Genomic DNA, 23,934 nt, shown 5'->3' on the forward strand with positions numbered 1-23,934 from the left:
CACCTATCTTACTTTTAATGTTACAATGGTTAAAACAGCTAAGAGGATACCTACAATCCAAAACCGAGTAACAATTTTAGACTCTGTATACCCTTTCTTTTGATAATGATGATGTAAGGGTGCCATCTTAAAGACCCTTCGTCCCACTCCATATCTTTTTTTAGTGTATTTAAACCACGAAACCTGAACCATAACTGATATATTCTCCACTAAGAAAATTCCACAAAGAATAGGAATTAACAGCTCTGTTTTAATAATAATGGCAAACACCGCAATAATACCTCCCAAGGTCAAACTACCAGTATCACCCATAAACACTTGAGCTGGAAAAGAATTATACCATAAAAAACCAATGGTCGCTCCAATAAATGCACTCATAAATATCACCAATTCTTCCGACTGAGGTATATACATTATATGAAGATATTCCGCAAAAACAGTATTACTGGAAACATAGGCCAAAATACCCAAGGTAGTACCAATGATAGCCGAGGTACCTGTTGCCAGCCCATCCAAACCGTCGGTCATATTAGCCCCATTCGACACTGCTGTAATCACAAAGATAACAGCCAAAACAAACACTACCCATCCCCATTTGGCAGCTCCTTCACCCATAAAACCCACAAACCAGGCATAGTCGAACCTATTATTTTTCATAAAAGGAACGGTTGTTTGGGTACTTTTTACATCAATGGTTGCCGGACGCTCCACTTGCTCACCAGATTCATTGAGCACCACAATCGTTTCGCCGGGTACTTTTTCACGCACTACCACAGAATCACTAAACCAAAGCGTTAACCCCACAATAAGTCCCAATCCAATTTGACCAATGATTTTGAATCGTCCTGCCAGGCCCTCCTTATTTTTTTTAAATACCTTAATATAATCATCCAGAAAACCAATCACTCCCAGCCACACTGTAGACACCAACATAAGTATAATATATACATTGGATAATTTAGCAAACAATAGAGTTGGAATAAGAATAGAAGCAATAATGATAATACCTCCCATGGTTGGGGTACCTTTTTTTGCATACTGCCCTTCCAAATTCAAATCACGAACCACCTCACCAATTTGCTTTTTCTGCAATACATTAATTACATGCTTACCATAAATTGTACCTATCAATAGAGATACAATCACAGCCAAACCCGAACGAAATGAAATATACTGAAACATTCCGGCTCCGGGAATATCCATTTGCTCCAAGTATTCAAAAAGATAGTACAACATACTTTTCTGTTTTAACCTATATTATGCGGATAACAATAAGCTTACTTGCTTATTATATCATATCAAAAATTTCTTTAATTACTTCTCTATCATCAAAATGATGCTTTACTCCTTGTATCTCTTGATAGTCTTCATGACCCTTACCGGCCACCAATACAATATCGCCTCTTTTGGCCAACATACAAGCAGCCTTAATGGCTTCCTTTCGATCCACCACCGTCAATACCTTTATTTTACTCTGAAGATCCACCCCCTCCATCATATCATCTACAATAGACTGAGGATCTTCAGACCGAGGATTATCAGATGTCAATATCACTCTATCACTCCCTGACACTGCCACACCAGCCATCTCCGGCCGCTTGGTCTTATCCCTGTCGCCACCCGCACCCACAACCGTTAGCAATGCCTGTTCAGGCTGACGTATTTGATTAATCGTTTCTATCACATTTTTCAATGCATCTGGTGTATGCGCATAATCAACCACTGCGGTGATACCAGACGCTGAGCGCATAGTCTGAAACCTACCATCTACCGAATGCAAACGACTCAGACTCAGCAGCACTTCTCTTATATCGCAACCCAAAGATGCAGCAGCACCATACACGGCCAATAAATTCTGGGCATTGAACTTACCTACAAAGGGAGTCCATAGCTCTTCATTATTGATAACCAACTGCATTCCCTCAAACATACTCTCTACAATTTTAGCTTTATAATCAGCCATCGATCGTATGGAATATGTTTTCACATGCGCCTTGCAGTTTTGTACCATTACCATACCATTTTTATCATCCACATTCACAATGGCGAAAGCATCTTTCGGCAAGCCATCAAAAAAAGCCTTTTTAGCCTTCAGGTAAGCATCAAAAGTTTTATGATAATCAAGATGATCGTGCGTCAGGTTAGTAAATATACCACCTTTGAAACTTAAGCCAGCAATTCTCTTCTGATCAATGGCATGTGAGCTCACTTCCATAAAACAATATTTACAACCGGCATCAACCATGCGTTGCATTATTTTATTCAAAGCAACCGGATCCGGAGTGGTGTGTGTAGAAGGCAATTTTTCGCTCCCAATAAAGTTAGCCACCGTGCTAAACAAGCCCGATTCAAAGCCCATATCACGAAAAAGCCCATGCAACAAGGTAGCCACCGTGGTCTTACCATTGGTTCCGGTTACACCCACCAACACCATTTTCTCCGATGGATTTCCATAAAAACCAGCAGCAATCTCACCCAAGGCCAAGGCCGAATCCTCCACAAGCACAAAAGTGGTATTTTCATATTCTCCGTTGGGTAATTCTTCACAGACAACAATAGAGCAACCCGCTTCAATCGCCTTTGAAATAAACAAATGACCATCCACATGCACCCCTCTAACCGCCACAAAAAGCGCATTCGAAGAAGCCATGCGAGAGTCAAAAGTGATCTCTGAAAATTCCACATCTTTGTTTCCTACAAACCGCTTTACGCTGGTCCATTCTTGTATTTGCGAAACCTTTGCCATTACTATCCTAACTTTATAAATACCTTTGTTCCTGTTTTAAATCTTGCTCCGGGAGGCACTGACTGTCCAATAACCCTACCCCTGCCAGAAACAATCACCTTCATACCCATATTCTCAAGCAAAACAACCGCATCCTTTGCTCCCATACCTTTTACATTGGGTACCAAGCCATTGGAAAACGTTTTTCTGCTAAAATTAACTTTATGCTCTTGTGCATTGGTCGATATCCATTCCGACTCCACATCCTTACCATCGATGGTTACATTCATATCCTCAAACACCGTCAACAAATCCTCCTTCTTTCCTCCTTTAGAATAAGGCAGCACCCCTTCTTTAGGAACCTCCACCGGATGCTCATCTAACATATCAAATCCAGATGCATATACCCGATCCGAAATTTGTTTAAACACAGATCCGGCCACCACATTACCGTAATAAACATTATTAGAAGGACCATTCACCACAACAATACATGAATACCTGGGTCTATCAGCGGGAAAATATCCAACAAACGAGGCCTGATACTCCACGCCTCCATTTTTATAACCACCACTACCCTTGGCAATTTGAGCTGTTCCTGTTTTTCCAGCTATCTTATAATTATTATTTTTAAGATTATTTCCGGTACCATGCTCAACCACACCCACCAGTAAATCATGCACTTTTTCGATGGTACCCAAGGAGCAAATAGATGGATTCAGCACAACTGGCTTAAAAGACTTTACTTCTTCACCATGCTGATAAACCCCCTCCACAAAGTAAGGCTTCATCATTTTTCCATTATTGGCCACTGCATTATAAAAAGTCAGTATTTGTAAGGGTGTCAACTTTGACTCATAACCAATAGAGATCCATGGCAAAGAAACCCCCGACCAGCTTTTTGATCCCGGATATTTAATCATTGGTTCACCTTCCCCTTTAATCTCCAGCCCATGCTTCTTGTTCAGACCCATAGAATAGAGTCTATCAATAAATTTTTGCGGTTGCGCATTATAGTTTTCAAAAATCATTCTAGAGATACCTACATTAGATGATTTCTCAAAAACCTGCCTGTAAGTAATCTTACCAAAACCACCATAATGACTATCTTTCATCGTGCGATCATAAAATCTATGAACACCCTTTCCGGTATCTATGGAATCATCCAGATTCACATAGCCATCCTCCAAGGCAACGATCATACTGGCCAGCTTAAAAGTAGATCCCGGCTCAGTCGCCTCTCCGATGGCGTAATTAAAATAATCTTCAACATAAACCCCTTCGCTCTTACGATGTAAATTCACCATCGCTTTGATAGCTCCTGTCTGAACCTCCATCAGTATAGCCACCCCATGATGGGCATTATGCTTCACCAGCTGCCGCTTCAGCGAATTTTCTGCCACATCCTGAATCTCAATATCAATAGAAGTAAGAATATCCTTTCCATTTTGAGGAGGCATTACCTCCTCGGGCACCCAACGACCTGAAATACGCGTAAAGGTACTCACACCACTCTTGCCTTTCAAATCCTCATTGAAGGCACGCTCCAAACCTACCATACCCCCCTTTTCTTTCTCTTCGTACAGCTTACCAATAGTACGAGAGGCTAAGATTCCAAATGGTTTTTTTCGTTGATCCAACTGCTCAGGAATAAAGCCTCCCACATTTTTTCCCAGGCGAAAAATCGGAAACTTCTTAATTTCTTTCAACTCCGTAAACGAAACCCGTCTGTGATGAATGCGAAAATACCGTTTATGCTGCTGCCGTGCCTTGGTGAGACGTCTTTTATAAGTAGATGCCGACTGATCTTTAAAAAACTTGGACAAACAATAACTAAGACTATCAATATTACTGTTAAAGATTTCATTGGTAAGTCCATGCGCCATCAAATCCATATACAAGCGATAACTAGGAACAGAACACGCCAGCTTACGTCCATCGCTGGCCAATATATTTCCCCTATTGGCTTCAATTTTTCGCTCCTTATTGGTCATCTTCTGCTCCATTGCCCGCCACTCAGCCCCCTCAACAACCTGCAGGTACACCACCTTACCAAAAACAAAAACGGCCAACACTACCAAAGCCAGATAGATGACACCCACTCTCCATGTTATGTCTCTTTTAATAGTCATTTATATTTATCTTTGCGCTAATCTGTTTTCTTTACAATAATTTTCCGTGGTGGCTCCGTTAATTCCTCAAGCTCTACCCCAGCCTCCCTTACTTTATTTGAAATAACCGACTGCTTACTAAAATACATCAGATCCGAGGATGTCGTGATCGCCTCAATTTGTAGTTCCTGAATTTCCTTATTTAACTCAGCGGCTCGTTTCAACAACTTCTCCACTTTAAAATGATTAGAGATATAAGCAAAAGCCAGCATAGTCAAAAACAAAAAAAAAGGCAACTGCTTCACCACTACTTCACGGGTAAAAATCCTCCCCGAAACAAAGTCCCTCAACGATATTTTTTTAAAAGTAACATCACCAGAACCCACAAACTCTTTATCTTTCCTTTTCTTTTTAGCCATCACTACATCTTTTCACAGATTCGTAGCTTTGCACTTCTTGATCGCGTATTACGCTCCAATTCTTCATCCGAAGGCAACATTGGTTTACGACTAATGGCTTTAAACGGAACGATACTCCTACCATAAAAGTCCTGCTCAGGCTGTGACACCTCACAATCACCCGTTCTCATAAAATTCTTCACCAGCCTATCCTCCAACGAATGGTAAGATATCACCACCAAACGACCCTGTTTGTCCAACACATCCTTGGTTTGCATCAACATTTCTTTCAAGGCTTCCATTTCACCATTCACTTCAATACGCAAGGCTTGAAACACTTTGGCTAAAAATTTATTTTTTTCCCTTGAAGGAACACAAGTCTCGGCGATCTCCAACAAATCAGAGATCATATGAAAAGGCACTTCCTGACGCCTAGCCAAAATGCCTCTAACCAGTTTTCCCGACTTCTTTATTTCGCCATAATTTTTAAATATCCGATACAATTCATGCTCTTCATAATCATTCAACACATTTGCTGCCGTTAACCCCGACTGCTTATTCATACGCATATCCAACTCTCCTTCAAAACGAAATGAAAATCCCCTTTCTGGTGTGTCAAAGTGATGCGAAGAAACACCCAAATCAGCTAGGATACCATCCACTTTTTCAATACCCATATACTTCAGGAAATGTTTTAGATAGCGAAAGTTATGCCGTACAAAAATTAAACGTTCATCCTCAGGACGGTTCTCGTATGCATCCTCATCTTGATCAAACACCACCACGCGTCCACCTTTGAGATGCTTCAATATTTCACGGGTATGACCGCCACCTCCAAAAGTGACATCCACATACACCCCACCTTCCTTCAAACTTAAACCTTCAATACATTCTTTTAACAGAACCGGCACATGGTATACATCCTCCATTAAGCATCCTCCTTTTGTTCAGTATTTGATTTCTCTCCAAGTTTATTTTGCAAATAAACATCCAATTCACTCTCAGTCATTTCACCAACCCCATAATCCGCACTATTCCACACCTCAATCTTATCGTCCACTCCTGCCATTACCACTTCTTTGGGCGACCCTATAATCTGTACCAACCGTTTAGGCAATAACATTCGTCCATTGGCATCAAAAGACACCTCTGTAGCTGTCCGAACATATTGACGATAAGCCAAACTATCAGCCCGATCATACATATTCAATTTAGATCTAATATCCTCAATATGCGCCTCCCAAACCGGATAAGGGTATGCGAACAGGCAATTCGTATGCAAATCTTTCCGAAAAACAAAACGGTTCTCCTCCATACCATTCATCACTTTTTTAAAGTGAGAAGGCAATACGAAGCGTCCCTTTGCATCAGCTTTACAAACAAAATCACCTATAAATGTGGCCATTAGGATTGATAATTATTTTTTGTAAAAGTATAAAATTTCCAAACCACAATCAACCACTTAACACCACTTTAATCCACTTTGTTGATAAGTTTTTTATAATCTCCTTGCAAATCGCCGATTTTTACTAAGAAAAACCGTGCTGTTAATTATTTTTTTTCTAAAATTGGAACTTCATTTTTAACACATGGAAAAAACACAAGATCAAGAAACGATAAGCATAGACATAGAAAAAGTATTTCGCGATAAGAATCCTGCCATACTAAAATGGATACCCCGCTTTGTGATTTCATATTTAAAAAGGGTAATTCATCAAGACAGCCTGAATGAAATGCTTACCACATATCCCCATTCGTACAATGTGGATTTTGGACAAATTTGCACACGCCACTTCGGTGTAAAAAGCAAAAGTCTGGGATTGGAAAACATACCCAGGGACGGACGCTACTTATTTGTTTCGAACCACCCTTTGGGGGGACTAGATGGCATCATATTCATGAACGAGGTAAGTCGCATTTTTGACCACATCAAATTCCCCGTGAACGACATTTTACTGCAAATTGGCCGCTTCAACGACATCTTTGTACCCATTAACAAACATGGCGGACATTCCCGTGAGGCAGCCACTCTCATCGAAGACGCATTTGCCTCCAAAGGTCAAGTTCTTTTCTTCCCTGCCGGACTGGTATCACGTAAACAAAAGGGCGGCATCAAAGATTTAGAATGGAAGCCTAACTTTGTTAAAAAAGCCATCAAACACCAACGAGCTATTATTCCGGTTCATATAGAAGGAAGAAACTCGAATTTTTTTTACAATCTGGCTCGATTACGCAAATTTCTTGGCATAAAGGCAAACATTGAAATGCTTTATCTCGTAGATGAGATGTTTAAGCAAAAAGACAAAAACATAACCCTTAGATTTGGAACCCCCATACCATGGTCAAAATTAAAAAATGGGGAGTCGCCTAAAACTTGGGCCGAAAAAATAAAGGAAACTGTCTACAGCTTACCAAAATTAATTTAATTTTGCATTTGCTAACATCAATAATTTCATGGATTACAACGAACCTATAATTGAGCCAATAGCCAAAGAAAAGCTGGAAGCCGAATTGACCAAAGAAAGATTTGTTCGCAACACCAACAAAGGCGGCAATAAAATATACGACTTCAGAGGAGATGAAGCGCCTAACTTAATGTTGGAAGTAGGCCGATTGAGAGAGGAGTCATTTCGTCAGGCAGGCGGTGGAACGGGCAAAAAAGCAGACATAGATGATTACGATACGGCAGAGGTCCCTTATCGTCAATTGATTGTATGGGATCCCGAGGAAAAAGAAATACTCGGCGGATATCGATACATCATGGGAAATCACGTTCCCAAGGACGAAAATGGCAAAGTAAAACTGGCCACCTCACGTCTTTTTCATTTTTCGGATAAATTTTTAAACGACTTTTTTCCACACACCATCGAGTTAGGACGGTCATTTGTTCAACCCCAATACCAGTCAAGCAAGCAAGGTGCCAAAAGTCTTTTTGCACTAGACAACCTATGGGATGGCCTAGGTTCGCTTATTGTAAACAACCCCCAAATGAAATATTTCTTTGGAAAGGTGACCATGTATACACATTTCAACCAGGAAGCCAGAGACCTGATCCTCAGCTTTATGAACAAATACTTTGGTGACCCTGACAAATTAGTATATCCGTTGGACGATTACAAAGTTAAGGTCAGTCTCTCTCAAGAAAAGATTAACGAAATCTTCCCAGGCCCTACTTTTGTTGAAGACTATAAAATTTTAAACAGAAGAGTAAGAGAACTTGGCGAAACCATTCCTCCATTGGTAAATGCTTATATGAACCTATCCCCATCCATGCGCTCTTTTGGAACTGCTGTCAATGATCGTTTTGGCGATGTGGAAGAAACAGGCATCATCATTACCATCAACGAATTTAACAAAGCCAAAACAGAAAGACACGTAGAAAGCTACAACCCCAACGACACCCATGACTAGCCAGCAAGCAAGCCTATAAAAACAAAAGGACTGTACCGAATAAATACGTTTACAAAATCCCTATATTTAGGTATTGCTGGTGTTTAATTGTTCTTCCATTTTTGTACTATAGAATTAATCTAAATAAAAATAAAACATTTCGCAAGTTCGAATTGTTTTATTTTAAACGATTACAAAAAGAAGGAAGCGTATGGAAAAAGTAGATATCAGAACAATACATGGCCACTTATTCACTTGTGATAAGTGCAATAAATTTCATTTTGAATTTAATCAGATCGCCATTGACTTTTCAACCATTCAAATATTGGATAACTTTCATGACTACCTGAGCAAACTGCAAGGAGACAAATTTGAGCGCCTCAATCGAAAAACTAAGTACATAAGAAAAATACATATCCCCTTCCCTAACACTGCCATTAAACTAGTATTATCTCCCACAGACCTACAGGAACTAAAAACACTCATATATCGATTTATTAAGGAATATAAAATGATTGAAGAGGAGTCGATCATGATCAAAAAGCTAACGTATATATCAGAAAGACAATGGAACTAATTGTTCGAATCGTTTTTTAACAAACATTAGACTTCGCATACACAAACACTAGTTTCTCCTGAATTATAATACTATACAATACAGCTCCCGACTTGAAAAAAGGATAAAACGTCTTAGCTCAACAAGTTGGGATTTTTTATACAAATAATAAGCTATACTTTCGCACAAATTTTAAAAACAACTATGGAAACTAAAGATTTTGCCACAGGCAATTGGAACAAGGCCATTGACGTTAGAGACTTTGTAAGACAAAACATTTCACCATATAATGGCGATTACACTTTTTTACAGGGAGCTAGTCCTAAGACAAAAAAGCTATGGGAAATCTGCCTTCAGGCACTAAAAGAAGAAAGAGCCAACAATGGTCTCAGAAGCGTTGATACCGAAACTGTTTCAACGGTAAATTCGTTTACTGCAGGTTATATCGACAAAGACAACGAAGTGATTGTTGGCTTACAAACCGACGAATTATTAAAAAGATCGATGAAGCCTTACGGAGGTTTTAAAGTTGTTCAAAAAGCACTTTCAGAGCATGGCTTAAAACCATCAGATATTATAACCGAAGCATTTGGCAAATATACCAAAACACATAACGATGGTGTTTTCGATGCCTACACCGATGAAATCAGAAAATTTCGTTCGTTGGGCTTCCTCACCGGCCTACCAGACAACTACGCACGAGGCCGCATTATTGGAGACTACAGGCGCGTTGCATTATATGGCATTAACCGCTTAATAGAGGCTAAAAAAGAAGATCTAAAGGAAATCAAAGGCCCCATGAGCGACCACACCATTCGTTTAAGAGAGGAAGTGGCTGAACAATTAAAAGCCTTGCACCAAATGCTGGACATGGGTAACCATTACGGTCTAGACTTATCACGTCCTGCCCAAAACGGCAAAGAAGCTGTACAATGGACTTACATGGCCTATCTAGCAGCCGTAAAAGAGCAAGATGGTGCCGCCATGTCACTCGGCAGCGTATCTTCCTTTCTTGACATATATATACAAAGAGACCTACAGACTGGTGCCATCACCGAACAAGAGGCACAAGAATATATTGATCAGTTTGTAATGAAACTTCGCATGGTTCGTCATTTACGCATGGAAGCCTACGAGCAAATTTTTGCTGGAGACCCAACTTGGGTAACCGAATCCATAGGTGGTATGCTGGTTGATGGAAGAAGCAAGGTCACAAAAACTTCATTCCGTTTCTTAAACACCTTATACAACCTAGGACCATCTCCAGAACCCAACATCACCATTCTTTGGTCGAACAGCTTACCACAAGGCTTTAAAGAATTCTGTGCAAAAGTATCCATCGACACCTCTTCCATTCAGTACGAAAATGATGACCTCATGCGTTGCCATAGAAACAGCGACGACTACGGCATTGCCTGTTGTGTTTCCTTTCAGGAATTAGGAAAACACATACAGTTTTTTGGAGCACGCACCAACTTAGCGAAAACACTATTATTAGCGCTAAACGGCGGGCGTTGCGAAAACACTGGAACACAAATGGTCGATGGCATTCCTTCCATGGCCGACGATGCGTATCTTGATTTCGACAAGGTGATGGATCATTTTAAAATTGCCATGAAAGAAGTAGCCCGTGTGTACAACGAATCGATGAACATCATTCATTATATGCACGATAAGTATTACTACGAAAAAGCACAAATGGCATTGATTGATACCAACCCTAGAATCAACTTGGCCTACGGTATCGCCGGACTATCCATCGTTGCCGATTCTCTTTCTGCCATTAAATACGCCAAGGTAAAACCCATTCGCAATGAGGATGGATTAACCGTTGACTTTCAAATAGAGGGCGATTTTCCCAAATACGGTAATGACGACGACCGGGTTGACCTCATTGCGCGCGGCCTTGTTAATCACTTTAGTGAGGAGCTAAAAAAACTAACTGTATACAAAAATGCCACACCCACACTATCCGTATTAACCATTACCTCCAATGTAGTTTATGGGAAAAAAACAGGCGCAACTCCCGATGGCAGAGCCAAAGGAATTGCATTTGCTCCGGGCGCTAACCCAATGCATGGTCGTGATACCCACGGTGCCATTGCTTCGTTAAACTCAGTGGCTAAAATTGATTACGAAGATTCACAGGATGGTATTTCCAATACCTTTTCCATTGTACCTAAATCATTGGGCTCTACACAAGCTGATAGAATTGAAAATCTAGTGGCTGCATTAGACGGTTATTTTGAAAAAAATGCGCAGCACCTAAATGTAAATGTTTTAAATAGAGAACTCCTGAAAGATGCCATGGAAAATCCGGAAGAATATCCTCAATTAACCATTCGTGTGTCTGGATATGCTGTAAACTTCACCCGTTTATCGCGCGAACAACAACAAGAAGTATTGTCTCGTTCATTCCACGAATCAATGTAAAGCAATGGTTAACTGAGCTTTGACTTTTAATATTTAACAACACCATTATTTACAACTAACAAATAAGCAAAAGAAGTATTCCCTTTATCCGTGTTTACTTCTTTTGCTTTTCTCTAATCTCTAATCGAAATGCCTCACTTAAACATTCACTCCATTGAATCATTTGGCACGCATGACGGCCCGGGGATCAGAATGGTTATTTTTTTACAAGGCTGCAACCTAAAATGCTTATACTGCCACAATCCCGACACCATACCCATCAAAGGAGGAACAGAACATGAATTAGAAACACTGGTAAAGAGAGCCGAAAACATGAAATCTTACTTCGGCAAAAACGGGGGAGTCACCGTGTCAGGAGGAGAACCATTATTACAAAGCAAGGCATTGATACCTTTTTTTAAAATACTAAAAGAAAAAGGCATACACACCAACATTGATACCAATGGCTCTATTCTAACCACCCAAAGCAAAGAACTTTTAGACCTTTATACCGACTTAATCATGGTAGACATCAAACACACCCATTCAGCAGGCTACAAACAACTTACCGGCGTAGATGCTTTTGGCTCTTCGCTCAAGCTCATTGAACATCGTGAACAAACAGGAAAACCTGCCTGGTTAAGATATGTACTTATTCCGGGCTATACCGACACTCCTGAAGAACTAATAAAGATGGGAGAACGATACAAAGACTTTAAATGTATCGAGAAAATAGAAATTCAACCCTATCATAAATTAGGCATACACAAGTGGGAATCATTAGGTGAAAAATACCAACTTAAGGATGCCTTAGAAAACACACCCGAACAAATTGAAAAAGTAAAAAAAATACTCAATCCCTATTTTAGAGAAATAAAGATTAACTAACCACAAAATTAACAACATAATAAAATGAGTTTGTATACCCCACCTGAAATACTAAAAGTTGCAGGCGAGGCTGCCATCGCAAAAGACAAATATTCAGTCCAAAAAATACTTACACTTAGTTTCATGGCTGGTGCATACATTTCCTTCGGGGGCCTTCTGTCAATACTTATAGCAGGTGGTATGCCCACCATATCAGCACAAAACCCAGGCATCGTCAAGTTTGTTTTTGGGGCTGCCTTCCCCGTGGGACTCATGATGGTGGTAATGGCAGGCGCAGAACTCTTCACAGGCAACAACGCTTACTTTATGCCCAATGTTCTTAACAAAACCCAAAGCTGGAAAGCGCCACTAAGAAACTGGGGACTTGTTTATGCAGGTAATTTTGTGGGAGCCATTTTTGTTGCCTACTTCCTGACTCACCTAACTGAAGTTGTTGCCCAAGCTCCCTGGTCAGATATGGTATTAAAAATAGCAGACAGCAAAACATCAAACCCTTTCTACAAAACATTTTTAAAGGGCATAGGTGCCAATTGGCTTGTATGCGTGGCCCTTTGGATGGGAATGTCAGCACAGCACACCTCCGGCAAGATAATGGCTATCTGGTGGCCCGTAATGGCCTTTGTAACCATGGGCTTTGAACATTCCATTGCAAATATGTTTTTTATTCCTTTAGCTATTTTTCAGGGAGCCAATATTACCTGGTATGCCTTTGTTGTAGATAACCTAATACCAGCTACCCTTGGCAATATTGTAGGAGGTGCTTTTTTTGTAGGTTCTCTATATTGGTATGCCTATCATAAAAAAAACGAAAGCTTACCTTAAAACAATCATCTCATGCCCAGAAAGGTGGACACAGTGAAGACGTAACTGCAATTTTTGAAAGATTAGAAGAGTTATAAAACTTTTTTCCTAATTTTACACCCAACCTGCATAGCCACCGTAAAAAGTCAACTACATCCGGCATAGGGTGCTATATACTTAAAAACGATCGCTTTGTTGGTTTCTAATACGAAACTTTCATTCAATGGACAATTCCGATTTGCAATCATCACTCGATCAATTACCTTCTTTATTAAAAGGCGAAGTCTCTTTAAAAAACCTAGATAGAGCACAACACGCAACAGATGCTTCAGCTTATCGCGAAAAACCAGCAGGTGTGGTTTGGCCCCGCGACAATGCCGACCTTCGCTTAATTGTGAACTTTGCCAACAAAAACAAAATCGCCCTAATACCCAGAGGAGCAGGGACCTCACTTGCAGGCCAAGTAGTAGGCAATGGACTTGTTGTAAACACGTCCAAATACATGAACAAAATTCTGGAGTTAAACACAGAAGAACAATGGGTAATGGTAGAGCCCGGAGTTGTACTGGACGAACTCAACAAGTTTTTGGCCCCACACAAATTGTTTTTTGGTCCGGAAACATCCACTGCTAACCGATGTACCATAGGAGGGATGACTGGAAACAACTCATGTGGATCGCACTCCTTGGTTTACGGAAGCACACGCGACCACCTGCAGGAAGTACACGGCTACCTATCGAATGGAGAAGAAGTTGTATTTAAAACCTTAGATCCTCAGGAGTTTCATAAAAAATGCAAAAAAGAAGGCTTGGAAGGAGATATATACCGGGAAATCAACGAAATACTCTCCAATCCAACCCATATACAGGAAATAGAAAGAGAATACCCTCATAAAGAAATACACCGTAGAAACACAGGATATGCCTTAGATTATTTGGCACAAATGCAACCTTTTAAAGAAGATGGTGATCCTTTTAATATGTGCAAGTTAATAGCTGGCTCCGAAGGTACACTAATGCTGACTAGTAAAGTAAAGCTAAATCTCGTGCCGACTCCTCCCAAAAAACAGGCACTCATCTGCGTTCACTTTCATTCTTTAGAAGAGTCCTTATATGCAAACATTGAAGCACTCAAGCACGCACCCAGAGCTGTTGAGCTCATTGACGATAAGATCATTGAACTTACAGGACAAAGTACAGCACAACAAAGTAATCGGTTTTTCATATCGGGTAAACCAGCCGCCCTATTGGTGATTGAATTTGCGGAACACAGCATAGAGAAATTGGACAAAAAAACACAAAAGCTCATTGCAGATTTTAAAAGCAAGGAATTAGGTTATGCTTATCCAATCATTGAAGGTAAAAACATACAAAGAGTATGGGCGCTTCGCAAGGCTGGATTAGGTGTGCTTTCGAATATGAAAGGAGACAACTTACCTGTGGGTGTAATTGAAGACACTGCGCTAAGACCACAAGACTTACCACACTTTGCCCGCGACATCAAGCAATTACTCAATGGGTTTGGAAAAGATTGTGTTTTCTACGCCCATGTTGGGAGCGGAGAATTGCACCTCAGACCAGTGTTAAATCTCAAGGATCCGCAAGATGTAATACTCTTTAGAAAAATAGCAAAAGAAACCGCTCTTTTGGTAAAAAAATACCATGGCTCGCTCAGTGGAGAACATGGAGATGGTAGATTAAGAGGAGAGTTCATTCCATTCATGGTTGGAGATATGAATTACAAGCTACTCTTACGTATCAAACACATATTCGACCCAGAAGGCTTGTTCAACCCCGACAAAATTGTCAACACCCCACCTATGAATACCTCACTGCGGTACAGACAAGCCAATCCGCTAAAAAACATCACTACTGTATTTAAATGGGATGATACCGAAGGCATTGTTAGAGCCACCGAAAAATGTTCCGGCTCAGGAGACTGTTTAAAATCGGATATCATTGGGGGCACCATGTGCCCAAGCTACATGGCTACCCGTGATGAAAAACACACAACCCGTGGTAGGGCCAATATTTTACGGGAATATTTTACGGGAAGGTTAGCATCCGACGAACTGTACCTAGAGGATGTACATGAAACATTAAGTCTTTGTCTTTCCTGTAAGGCCTGTAAATCAGAATGCCCCTCAGGAGTTGACATTGCTAAACTAAAGGCTGAATTCTTGCAGCATTACTACAGCCAAAAAGGAACACCAGTCAAAGCACTACTGATTGGCTACCTACCCAGTATACAACACTTATTCTCTCCCTTTCCATGGATATACAACCTAGCCATCAAAACCCCTGGATTAAAAGTACTTCTCCCTAAAATGTTAGGTTTCAGCACCAAAAGATCCATTCCTCTCATGAACAACATTTCATTAAAGACATGGAGCAAGTGGCACAAAAAGGCCAACCCCAGACAAAAAACAGTCTACTTTTTTGCAGATGAGTTCACCAATTATTCAGAAAGCGACATCGGTATAAAAGCCATTCTTCTGCTAGAAAGGTTAGGATACAGGGTTTTCATTCCCCAGCACCTAAGTAGTGGCAGAACATTTATATCAAAGGGCTTATTAAAAAAAGCCAGAAAAATTGCCAACCGAAACATCGAAATGTTGGCCCCCATGGTTTCGTCAACAAGTCCTATCGTTGGCATTGAGCCTTCGGCTATTCTCACCTTTAGAGATGAATACCTCAACTTAGCCAAAGATGAATTGCTCAGTGCAGCACAAAAAATTAAAAAATGTACGTTCACCATTGAAGAATTTCTGGCCAATGAAATGAATAAGGGAAGGATTAAAAAGAATCAATTCACTACAGAAGCCAAGAAAATCCGTTTTCATGGACACTGTTACCAGAAAGCTCTTTCCAACACAAAATACATTCAGCAAGCCTTATCATTTCCCGAGAATTACGAGGCCGAGGAAATAGAATCGGGATGCTGTGGAATGGCTGGTTCTTTTGGTTTTGAAAAAGACACCTACGCTATTTCCATGAAGATTGCCGAAATGAAACTTCTTCCTGCCGTAAGAGAAACCAAACAAAGCACGCTGTTGGCTGCTTCGGGCACCTCTTGCCGTCACCAAATAAGGGAAGGTTCAGAAAGAGAAGCACTGCATCCTGTAGAAATACTCTATGATGCATTAGTATAAGCATCAATACTACTCCCTTCGCTAAAGAATAGTGTTTAAATGAAAAAACAAACAACTAAGTATTGGAACACTATTCTTTTAGCGGCCTTATTCCCATCACAATGATATCATCCACCTGTTCGAAGTCTCCCATCCATTCTTCTATCTTCTGATGCAGAATGGCTTTTTGATCTTCAGCTGGCAAGCGATGGATATTCAGTAACAAATGTCTAAATCGTCTGTATTTAAACTTCTTGCCCTCATCACCACCAAACTGGTCGGCATAACCATCCGAGAAAATATAAAAGATATCATTTTGCTCCATGGCAATTTCGTGTTTCGAAAATTTCATTTCCTTTTCACCCTGATATCCAATAGGGAAACGATCTCCTTTGTACACCAATATCTCATTATCTCTAATCAGATACAAGGGATTATATGCGCCTGCAAAGGCCATCTTTCTTTGCTTTTTATCGATAATACAAAGCGCAATATCCATTCCATCGTTCACCCTCAACAAACTATTTTTCTCCTCCTTATTGTTCTTTTTGAACGTATCAATAACTTCTTTATTTAAACGTTCCAAAATATAAGCGGGGCAATATTCAATATCTGATTTAACAATTCGTTTTAGCATGTCATAGGCAATAATAGACATAAAAGCCCCGGGAACTCCATGTCCGGTGCAATCAACTGCTGCAATAAATATTTTATCGTCCACCTCATGTTTCCAATAAAAATCACCACTCACCAGATCTTTAGGTCGATAATACACAAACGATTCGGGTAACACTTTCTTTATTTCCACTTCGGACGGAAGTATGGACTCCTGAATCCTCTTGGCATAATAAATACTGTCCGTCAAGCTTTGGTTTATTTTGGACAGCAATTCTCGTTGCGCCTCAATTTTCTTTTTATCACCGGCTTTTTCCTCTAAGGTCTTATAAGCTGTTTTATAATTCCGAATTCGATAATTTATAATAGACTGAATCAGAAACACCAAGGCAATGAGATAGAATGCATAAGCATAACTCGACATCCAGATAGGTGGTATAACAGATATATCAATGGTTACCGGCATCTCAGTCCATATATGATCGCTGTTAGCACCTTTCACATGCAAGGTATAGTCACCTGCCGGAAGATCTGATATCCCAATCATATTCTCTGATGTTACCGGCCTCCAGTCATCATCAAAACCTTCAAGATAAACCTGATATTTATTTTTGGCTGACTCAGAAAACTCCAATGCTGCAAAACTCACCTTTAGCATGGAACTTTTCCGATACTTAAGTCTAATTTTTTGGGTATCTACTTTAAAGTTATCGATAATTTTTCCTTTGTGGTATAATTCAATGGAAGTAAAGACAACCTCAGGACGATGTAAATTGTAAGTTATAGAATCAGGATCAATAAAAGCCACTCCCTCTACCCCACCAAAATAAGCAATCCCTGAGCTGGACTGCTCAACAGCTCCACGACTAAATACATAACCGGGCAAACCGTCGGCAATATCAAAATTATAAATTTGCTTATTGTCCTTGATTAAGGATATCCCTTTATTGGTACTTAACCAAACACCTGAATTCTTATCACAAATAACACCATAAATCATGTCGTTTGCTATTCCGGATGCATGAGTATAAAATTTGGACACATCCTCCCGCTTGTTATAATAACTAAGACCAGATCTCGTTCCGAACCAAATACCATCCTCTTGATCCTCTGCGATGGACAAAATATAATTATTACTTAACACAGATATGGAGTCTCCACTATTTCTAAAATGGCCCATCTTTTTAACTACATCATTATTACTATCCAAAAAGTTTACTCCATCACTTGTTCCAATCCATAATATACCTTCCGAATCGAGTAACAAATCATTTACTTCATCACTGCATATACCATTCCGACTTCCTTCTTCTGCAAAAAAGTTATATACCGATTCACCATCATATTTATACAGACCAAACTGTGTAGCAAACCATATATTTCCCAAGGCATCCTCCTCGATGGCGTTGATTCTGTTTTCCTTGAGCAAGGATTCAGTTTTTCTGCTATCGGCATATGAAAACTCACTAATGGTACCACTATTCAAGTAAAAGATATATATACCCCTTGCTGTACCTATCCAAATCCTCCCTTGAGAGTCTCGGCACAAAGCCAATACCATATCCTCACCTATGCTGTTTAACTCCCTATTCACAGGATAACTATACACATCACCCCTTTGCTGATCAAGAATTTTCAGACCTTTATCTGCTGTTCCCAGCCAAATAAGTCCCTGATCATCCATATAAATACTTTTTATATCAAAGGTATTGAGGTCGGGATATTTGCTATCACCCCGCATAATACGCTTAAACTTTTTGGGCTTAAAATCCACCTTTAACAATCCACTATACCGTGTACCCACCCATAACAATCCTGATTTATCTTCGTACAAGAAGGTTACTTCATCTTCCGTTATCCGGTTTTGTTTTTGGTTAAAAAAGGAGTCCTTGTCATAACGCAACAGGTCACGTCCATGGTCATATTCAACAACACGCAACCCTGCCTTTGTTCCAATCCAGACAGTACCTGAAGAATGTTGAAAGATACAGTTAACTGCATTTTCTTTTTCCGAAAGTGTTTTTATCTTTCTATTGATATAACTACCATCTTCTTTTTGAATAAGGTGATACAAACCTTGTAACCCGGAGAGTGCAAGGAATTTGAGTCAAGTTTTAATATCCCGGTTATAGCGCCCAATTGATTAGAATAAATACCTTCTTCCGGATCTACAATAAATCGTTCATACAACCTCTCTTGAGAGTTAAATTGAGCGATGCCATCCTTAGTACCAATCCACAATAAATGCGGACTTTTATAAAATATGGGTACATTGAGTTTTTCTTGGTATTTAAAAATACTACTATACAATCCATAGGTTGATTTAGAAACAGGATCGTGGTCTAATTTCAACAAGTAATTATCTGTTTTTACCCACAGAGCAGAATCTACATCAAAAGACAATCCATACACATTGTCTTCGGGTAATTCACACTCGCTATCCAACTTGCTACTATAACAGGTAAATTTCTCTAAATCCCGACTCCATTTATTCAATCCATTACCAATTGTACCGACCCAAAGATTACCTTCAACATCTTCATTAATACATTGGATGTAGTTTCCTGATATGGAATTACTATCTTCCAGTTTATGGCGATAAACTTTAAAAGAGTACCCATCGTACATATTTAATCCATCCTGGGTACCCACCCATAGAAAACCTTTACTATCCTGAAATATAGCAGTAATACCATTACCTGTTAATCCTTCACTAATAGAATAAGAGCTCACACTAACGTCACCCTGTGCATTCAGCACATCATTAGACGTTAAAGCACACAAAAAAACGGATGCCAATATTACAATGCATCGTTTTATCACCATGGATTTATCATGAAAAAATAGACTTTTCATATGAAGCGCTAATTTAGCAAAATGTCTTTATTATAATATTCCTTTTTAAAAAAAACATGAAGTAAAGACATAATGTTTATCATATTAATTCCAACAGGAATTAACCTACCTCTCTCCTTCCATTACCACCACTATGAGACAGACGTTTCTATAAAGAACAAGCCAACTAATTACAACTGAAAGAAACATTCGCAACACAAAAATAATAACTTATTTCCCCCCATAAAAAAGCTCCTCGTTTCCTGTACAACAAGGAGCCACATGGGGATTTCCAACACCCCTCTTTCATCAGTTATATATATTCGCTCACCTACAACAATCGCTTAGTCTACCTGATCAATAAACCACTGCAAATTTTGCGACTTAGGTCTTTCTATCGGCAATCCATAAAGTCGATCCCAGATAAGCTGTGTCAATACGCCCAATGCCCTTGAAACACCAAACAGAACCGTATAAATAGGGTATTCAGCAATACCATAGCTGGTGAGCAAGGATCCTGATATGGCATCCACATTAGGCCAGGGATTTTTAACTTTTCCGGTGGCTGTCAGTACTCCTGGAACCACATTATAGATTCTATTTACTAATTTAATATACGGTGCATCCGGAATATATTTATTAGCAAAATCAAGCTGTACCTGAAATCGAGGATCTGTTTTTCGAAGTACGGCATGCCCATAACCAGGTATCACCCTCCCTTTGCGAATGGTATCTTCGGCATAGGCCTTGATTTGCTCCTCACTAGGATCTTCACTGCCAATTTCACGTTTCAATTTATTTAACCAGTGCATTACATCCTGATTAGCCATGCCATGCAAGGGACCTGCCAAACCATTCATCCCTGCTGCGAAACTATAATATGGATTTGACAATGCAGAACCTACCAAGTGAGTGGCATGAGCCGACACATTGCCACCTTCATGATCAGAGTGAATTAACATATACAAACGCATCAAGCGCCTCAGCTCTTCACTATCGTGCCCCATCATGTGCGCTAAATTCCCAGCCCAGTCCAGACTTGGATCGGCCTGAATATGTCGCCCTTGATGAAAAACTCTTCGATAGATGTAAGCAGCAATGATAGGTAAACGTGCAATCAAATCCATAACACCTTCATAAGTAGGATCCCAATAATCCTTCTTGTCCATACCCACCAGATAAGCCTTACGGAATTGCGATTCTGTAGACATTGCTAATATAGCGGTATTAAACTGAATCATGGGATGTGCATCTTTAGGCAAAGCCTCAATCACATCATACACATGCGTTGGAATTCCCTGCGCTCGCAAGGCCCACTGTTCACTAATATACTTAACATCATCATCACTGGGAATTTCACCTGTTAACATTAAATAAAAAACGCCTTCAGGCAAAGGTTCCCCATCATCATGCATCTTAGGTAACTTTTCTTTTAGTTCTGGTATTGAATATCCACGAAAACGTATCCCCTCCTCTGGATCAAGCTTAGATGTACATGTCATTAAGCCAACAACGCCTTTCATACCAGTTAGCACCTGCCCCATAGTCACCTCTTGAATGACCTTATCTCCATGTTCTTTAACAAGCTCTCTTACTTTATTGGCCTTAGGTATAGCAACGTCTATTAGCTTCTGTTTTATATAGTCCATATGAATGATATTTGATGTTTGATAAATATACAAAATAATGAAACAAATGCATGAAGATCATGAGGCACTTGTTAACAATTTTTGCGATTGCGAATATAAAATAATTTAGTCCACCACGATATGAACAGACAGTTTTACAATTTGTTCGTAAATACATCCATCTAATTATAAACGAGTCAGTGCCAAAAGTTGGGTATAAATGTTGTTTATAGCTGTCGTGCAAATATTTTTATTGACCTGAACGAAAAGAACTTTACATCAACAACACCTCTAAATTGTCTTCTGAAATCCTTTACTTTTGTATTGCACCCGGGTGAAGTATTAGAACTTCGTCATGAGCGTTGAAATGCGTAATAGATTTTCTAAGGCATTTTCCGGGTTATAGTTTCTCGCCAACTTAAATTTTACGCTTCCATAATTGGGTAAAAAAAAGGCAAAAAAAAAGGTGCCATCAGGCACCTTTACAATTGATAATGGCAAAGCCATTAAGCTTTTTTTGCTTTTGCATAACCATAAATAGCACTAGCTCCCAATTCTTCTTCGATACGAAGCAATTGGTTGTATTTAGCCATACGGTCAGAACGGCTCAATGAACCCGTTTTAATTTGACCAGAGTTAGTAGCCACAGCGATATCAGCAATTGTTGAATCTTCAGTTTCACCTGAACGGTGAGAAGTAACAGAAGTATATCCCGCTCTGTGCGCCATTTCGATGGCATTTAAAGTCTCCGTTAAAGTACCAATTTGGTTTACTTTAATAAGGATTGAGTTAGCAGCACCCAATTCAATACCTTTTTTCAAATAATCCACATTGGTAACAAAAAGGTCATCACCCACTAACTGGCATTTATCACCGATTTTACTATTCAATGCAACCCATCCGTCCCAGTCATTTTCATCCATACCGTCTTCAATAGAATCGATAGGGAATTTTTCCACTAATTCAGCCAAGTAAGCAGCTTGCTCTTCAGAATTTCTTTTCACACCATTAGGTTCAAAGATGCTATAATCATAAACACCATCCTTAAAGAATTCAGAAGAGGCACAATCCATAGCAATAGACACATCACCACCATCTTCAGCGCGACCAGGTTTATAACCTGCATTTTTAATAGCAGTAAGGATACAGTCGATGGCTTCTTCAGTACCACCTAACATAGGAGCGAAACCACCTTCATCACCTACAGCAGTAGAAAGGCCTTTACCTTTAAGAACTTTAGCAAGTGCATGAAAAACCTCTGCACCCATACGCAATCCTTCTTTAAAAGTAGGAGCCCCAATAGGACGGATCATAAACTCTTGAAAAGCGATAGTAGCATCAGAGTGAGAACCTCCGTTAATAATGTTCATCATTGGAACAGGAAGCGTACAAGCATTTGTACCACCAATATAACGATAAAGAGGCATACCAAGGTATTCAGCAGCAGCTCTGGCTGTAGCTAAAGATACACCTAAGATAGCATTAGCACCTAGCTTACTTTTAGTTTTAGTACCATCCATTTCAAGCATTTTGCTATCAACACCAACTTGATCCAGTACGTTAAAACCGATTAATTCAGGAGCAATCACATCATTTACATTGGCAACCGCTTTTTGAACACCTTTTCCCAAGTAACGCCCTTTGTCACCGTCTCTAAGTTCGAGAGCTTCGTGCTCACCAGTAGACGCTCCCGAAGGAACAGCAGCACGACCAACAAAACCACTTTCTAGTGTTACTTCTACTTCGATAGTAGGATTTCCGCGTGAATCAAGAATTTCACGAGCATGAACATTTGAAATTTGTCCCATAATATTGACTTATTTAAAAATTGAGTTTACTTTTTTATAAAAAAAGGATAATAGCACGAGGCAATTATCCTTTATTTTATCATGAATACATGTATTTAACTACAAATTCACTATTCCTTCGCATTATTTTCATCTGAAGATGCTTCAGTAGATTTATCCTCAGCTTTAGGAGCGCTCTTAGCGTCTTCTTTTTCAGCAACAGTAGTTTCCACTGCAGCAGTTTCACCAGAAGATTTTTTACGACGTGTACGACGTGTTTTCTTCTCAGCAGCGGGCTTACTAGCAGACAACATACCTTCGTTGTAGTCTACAAGCTCGATATAACACATTTCTGCGTTATCACCGATACGGTTTCCCAATTTTAAGATACGGGTATAACCTCCTGGTCTTTCACCAATTTTAACCGCTACCTCTCTAAACAATTCAGAAACGGCTTCTTTATTTTTTAAGTAACTAAAAACAACTCTTCTTTGTGCAGTTGAATCATCTTTAGATTTAGTAATAAGCGGCTCAACGTACATACGCAATGCTTTAGCTTTCGCAACGGTGGTCTTAATTCTCTTATGCATAATAAGAGAGTTGGCCATATTTGCAAGCATTGCCTTACGGTGAGCGCTCTTTCTACCCAAGTGATTGA

General features: G+C 39.7%; 18 protein-coding genes. 7 read left to right on the forward strand and 11 right to left on the reverse strand.

Going from position 1 to position 23,934, the window contains the following annotated elements; translation table 11 throughout:
* Positions 1-3: 3 nt before the first annotated feature.
* Genes mraY through CYTFE_RS0114855 form a run of 6 tightly spaced genes read right to left on the reverse strand, consistent with a single transcriptional unit; the run spans position 4 to position 6,639 of the window.
* A complete protein-coding gene (gene mraY, locus CYTFE_RS0114830) occupies positions 4-1,236 on the reverse strand; it encodes a phospho-N-acetylmuramoyl-pentapeptide-transferase (RefSeq protein ID WP_027472412.1) in 1,233 nt (410 codons plus the stop codon).
* Between the two features lie 52 nt (positions 1,237-1,288).
* Positions 1,289-2,746, reverse strand: coding sequence for a UDP-N-acetylmuramoyl-L-alanyl-D-glutamate--2,6-diaminopimelate ligase (locus tag CYTFE_RS0114835; RefSeq protein ID WP_027472413.1), 1,458 nt, complete (start codon positions 2,744-2,746; stop codon positions 1,289-1,291).
* Positions 2,747-2,748: 2 nt separating this feature from the next.
* Positions 2,749-4,857, reverse strand: a complete 2,109-nt coding sequence (locus tag CYTFE_RS0114840) for a penicillin-binding protein (RefSeq protein WP_027472414.1) — start codon at positions 4,855-4,857, stop codon at positions 2,749-2,751.
* 17 nt (positions 4,858-4,874) lie between these two features.
* Positions 4,875-5,255 carry an FtsL-like putative cell division protein gene (locus CYTFE_RS0114845; protein ID WP_044212369.1) on the reverse strand — a complete coding sequence of 127 codons (381 nt, stop codon included), beginning with the start codon at positions 5,253-5,255 and terminating at the stop codon, positions 4,875-4,877.
* Positions 5,256-5,257: 2 nt separating this feature from the next.
* A complete protein-coding gene (rsmH, locus tag CYTFE_RS0114850) occupies positions 5,258-6,163 on the reverse strand; it encodes a 16S rRNA (cytosine(1402)-N(4))-methyltransferase RsmH (protein WP_027472416.1) in 906 nt (301 codons plus the stop codon).
* The gene (locus CYTFE_RS0114855) at positions 6,163-6,639 is read right to left on the reverse strand and encodes a division/cell wall cluster transcriptional repressor MraZ (RefSeq protein ID WP_027472417.1); all 477 of its coding nucleotides are present in this window, start codon (positions 6,637-6,639) and stop codon (positions 6,163-6,165) included. The genes rsmH and CYTFE_RS0114855 overlap by 1 nt, the downstream gene beginning before the upstream one ends.
* 184 nt (positions 6,640-6,823) lie before the next feature.
* Between CYTFE_RS0114855 and CYTFE_RS0114860 the strand changes: the two genes are divergently transcribed.
* The 7 genes from CYTFE_RS0114860 to CYTFE_RS0114890 all read left to right on the forward strand — a co-directional run bounded on the left by CYTFE_RS0114860 (position 6,824) and on the right by CYTFE_RS0114890 (position 16,432).
* Positions 6,824-7,660 (forward strand): 1-acyl-sn-glycerol-3-phosphate acyltransferase, encoded by an 837-nt coding sequence (locus CYTFE_RS0114860; RefSeq protein WP_027472418.1) that lies wholly within the window; start codon positions 6,824-6,826, stop codon positions 7,658-7,660.
* A gap of 28 nt (positions 7,661-7,688) precedes the next feature.
* Positions 7,689-8,645 (forward strand): GNAT family N-acetyltransferase, encoded by a 957-nt coding sequence (locus CYTFE_RS0114865; protein WP_027472419.1) that lies wholly within the window; start codon positions 7,689-7,691, stop codon positions 8,643-8,645.
* 190 nt (positions 8,646-8,835) lie between these two features.
* Complete coding sequence (locus CYTFE_RS0114870) at positions 8,836-9,201, forward strand: DUF6686 family protein (RefSeq protein WP_027472420.1); 366 nt, start codon at positions 8,836-8,838, stop codon at positions 9,199-9,201.
* Between the two features lie 183 nt (positions 9,202-9,384).
* Positions 9,385-11,613 (forward strand): formate C-acetyltransferase, encoded by a 2,229-nt coding sequence (pflB, locus tag CYTFE_RS0114875; RefSeq protein ID WP_027472421.1) that lies wholly within the window; start codon positions 9,385-9,387, stop codon positions 11,611-11,613.
* Positions 11,614-11,742: 129 nt separating this feature from the next.
* A complete protein-coding gene (pflA, locus tag CYTFE_RS0114880) occupies positions 11,743-12,480 on the forward strand; it encodes a pyruvate formate-lyase-activating protein (RefSeq protein WP_044212368.1) in 738 nt (245 codons plus the stop codon).
* Between the two features lie 24 nt (positions 12,481-12,504).
* Positions 12,505-13,302, forward strand: a complete 798-nt coding sequence (locus tag CYTFE_RS0114885; protein WP_027472423.1) for a formate/nitrite transporter family protein — start codon at positions 12,505-12,507, stop codon at positions 13,300-13,302.
* A gap of 202 nt (positions 13,303-13,504) precedes the next feature.
* Positions 13,505-16,432, forward strand: coding sequence for an FAD-binding and (Fe-S)-binding domain-containing protein (locus tag CYTFE_RS0114890; protein WP_044212367.1), 2,928 nt, complete (start codon positions 13,505-13,507; stop codon positions 16,430-16,432).
* Between the two features lie 70 nt (positions 16,433-16,502).
* Here the strand turns inward: CYTFE_RS0114890 and CYTFE_RS0114895 are convergent, their stop codons facing one another.
* From CYTFE_RS0114895 to rplQ, 5 genes are all read right to left on the reverse strand, one after another.
* The gene (locus tag CYTFE_RS0114895) at positions 16,503-19,100 is read right to left on the reverse strand and encodes a ligand-binding sensor domain-containing protein (protein WP_027472425.1); all 2,598 of its coding nucleotides are present in this window, start codon (positions 19,098-19,100) and stop codon (positions 16,503-16,505) included.
* Positions 19,049-19,882 carry a ligand-binding sensor domain-containing protein gene (locus tag CYTFE_RS0114900; protein WP_027472426.1) on the reverse strand — a complete coding sequence of 278 codons (834 nt, stop codon included), beginning with the start codon at positions 19,880-19,882 and terminating at the stop codon, positions 19,049-19,051. The genes CYTFE_RS0114895 and CYTFE_RS0114900 overlap by 52 nt, the downstream gene beginning before the upstream one ends.
* A 323-nt stretch (positions 19,883-20,205) precedes the next feature.
* A complete protein-coding gene (locus CYTFE_RS0114905) occupies positions 20,206-21,510 on the reverse strand; it encodes a citrate (Si)-synthase (protein ID WP_027472427.1) in 1,305 nt (434 codons plus the stop codon).
* A gap of 485 nt (positions 21,511-21,995) precedes the next feature.
* Positions 21,996-23,297, reverse strand: a complete 1,302-nt coding sequence (gene eno, locus CYTFE_RS0114915; RefSeq protein ID WP_027472428.1) for a phosphopyruvate hydratase — start codon at positions 23,295-23,297, stop codon at positions 21,996-21,998.
* 110 nt (positions 23,298-23,407) lie between these two features.
* Positions 23,408-23,926, reverse strand: coding sequence for a 50S ribosomal protein L17 (rplQ, locus tag CYTFE_RS31990; RefSeq protein ID WP_407689929.1), 519 nt, complete (start codon positions 23,924-23,926; stop codon positions 23,408-23,410).
* Positions 23,927-23,934: the final 8 nt, after the last annotated feature.

Origin of the sequence: Saccharicrinis fermentans DSM 9555 = JCM 21142 (genome assembly GCF_000517085.1) — a bacterium.
In the GTDB taxonomy this organism is placed as follows: Bacteria; Bacteroidota; Bacteroidia; order Bacteroidales; family Marinilabiliaceae; genus Saccharicrinis; species Saccharicrinis fermentans.

What these genes read in the sequence shown, in the direction of transcription:
- CYTFE_RS0114870 (WP_027472420.1), top strand. Translation starts at nt 8,836, where the DNA reads ATGGAAAAAGTAGATATCAGAACAATACATGGCCACTTATTCACTTGT.
- CYTFE_RS0114860 (WP_027472418.1), top strand. Translation starts at nt 6,824, where the DNA reads ATGGAAAAAACACAAGATCAAGAAACGATAAGCATAGACATAGAAAAA.
- CYTFE_RS0114835 (WP_027472413.1), bottom strand. Translation starts at nt 2,746, where the DNA reads ATGGCAAAGGTTTCGCAAATACAAGAATGGACCAGCGTAAAGCGGTTT.
- CYTFE_RS0114890 (WP_044212367.1), top strand. Translation starts at nt 13,505, where the DNA reads ATGGACAATTCCGATTTGCAATCATCACTCGATCAATTACCTTCTTTA.
- CYTFE_RS0114900 (WP_027472426.1), bottom strand. Translation starts at nt 19,882, where the DNA reads ATGAAAAGTCTATTTTTTCATGATAAATCCATGGTGATAAAACGATGC.
- mraY (WP_027472412.1), bottom strand. Translation starts at nt 1,236, where the DNA reads ATGTTGTACTATCTTTTTGAATACTTGGAGCAAATGGATATTCCCGGA.
- pflA (WP_044212368.1), top strand. Translation starts at nt 11,743, where the DNA reads ATGCCTCACTTAAACATTCACTCCATTGAATCATTTGGCACGCATGAC.
- CYTFE_RS0114885 (WP_027472423.1), top strand. Translation starts at nt 12,505, where the DNA reads ATGAGTTTGTATACCCCACCTGAAATACTAAAAGTTGCAGGCGAGGCT.
- CYTFE_RS0114840 (WP_027472414.1), bottom strand. Translation starts at nt 4,857, where the DNA reads ATGACTATTAAAAGAGACATAACATGGAGAGTGGGTGTCATCTATCTG.
- rsmH (WP_027472416.1), bottom strand. Translation starts at nt 6,163, where the DNA reads ATGGAGGATGTATACCATGTGCCGGTTCTGTTAAAAGAATGTATTGAA.
- pflB (WP_027472421.1), top strand. Translation starts at nt 9,385, where the DNA reads ATGGAAACTAAAGATTTTGCCACAGGCAATTGGAACAAGGCCATTGAC.
- CYTFE_RS0114855 (WP_027472417.1), bottom strand. Translation starts at nt 6,639, where the DNA reads ATGGCCACATTTATAGGTGATTTTGTTTGTAAAGCTGATGCAAAGGGA.
- CYTFE_RS0114845 (WP_044212369.1), bottom strand. Translation starts at nt 5,255, where the DNA reads ATGGCTAAAAAGAAAAGGAAAGATAAAGAGTTTGTGGGTTCTGGTGAT.
- CYTFE_RS0114905 (WP_027472427.1), bottom strand. Translation starts at nt 21,510, where the DNA reads ATGGACTATATAAAACAGAAGCTAATAGACGTTGCTATACCTAAGGCC.
- CYTFE_RS0114865 (WP_027472419.1), top strand. Translation starts at nt 7,689, where the DNA reads ATGGATTACAACGAACCTATAATTGAGCCAATAGCCAAAGAAAAGCTG.
- eno (WP_027472428.1), bottom strand. Translation starts at nt 23,297, where the DNA reads ATGGGACAAATTTCAAATGTTCATGCTCGTGAAATTCTTGATTCACGC.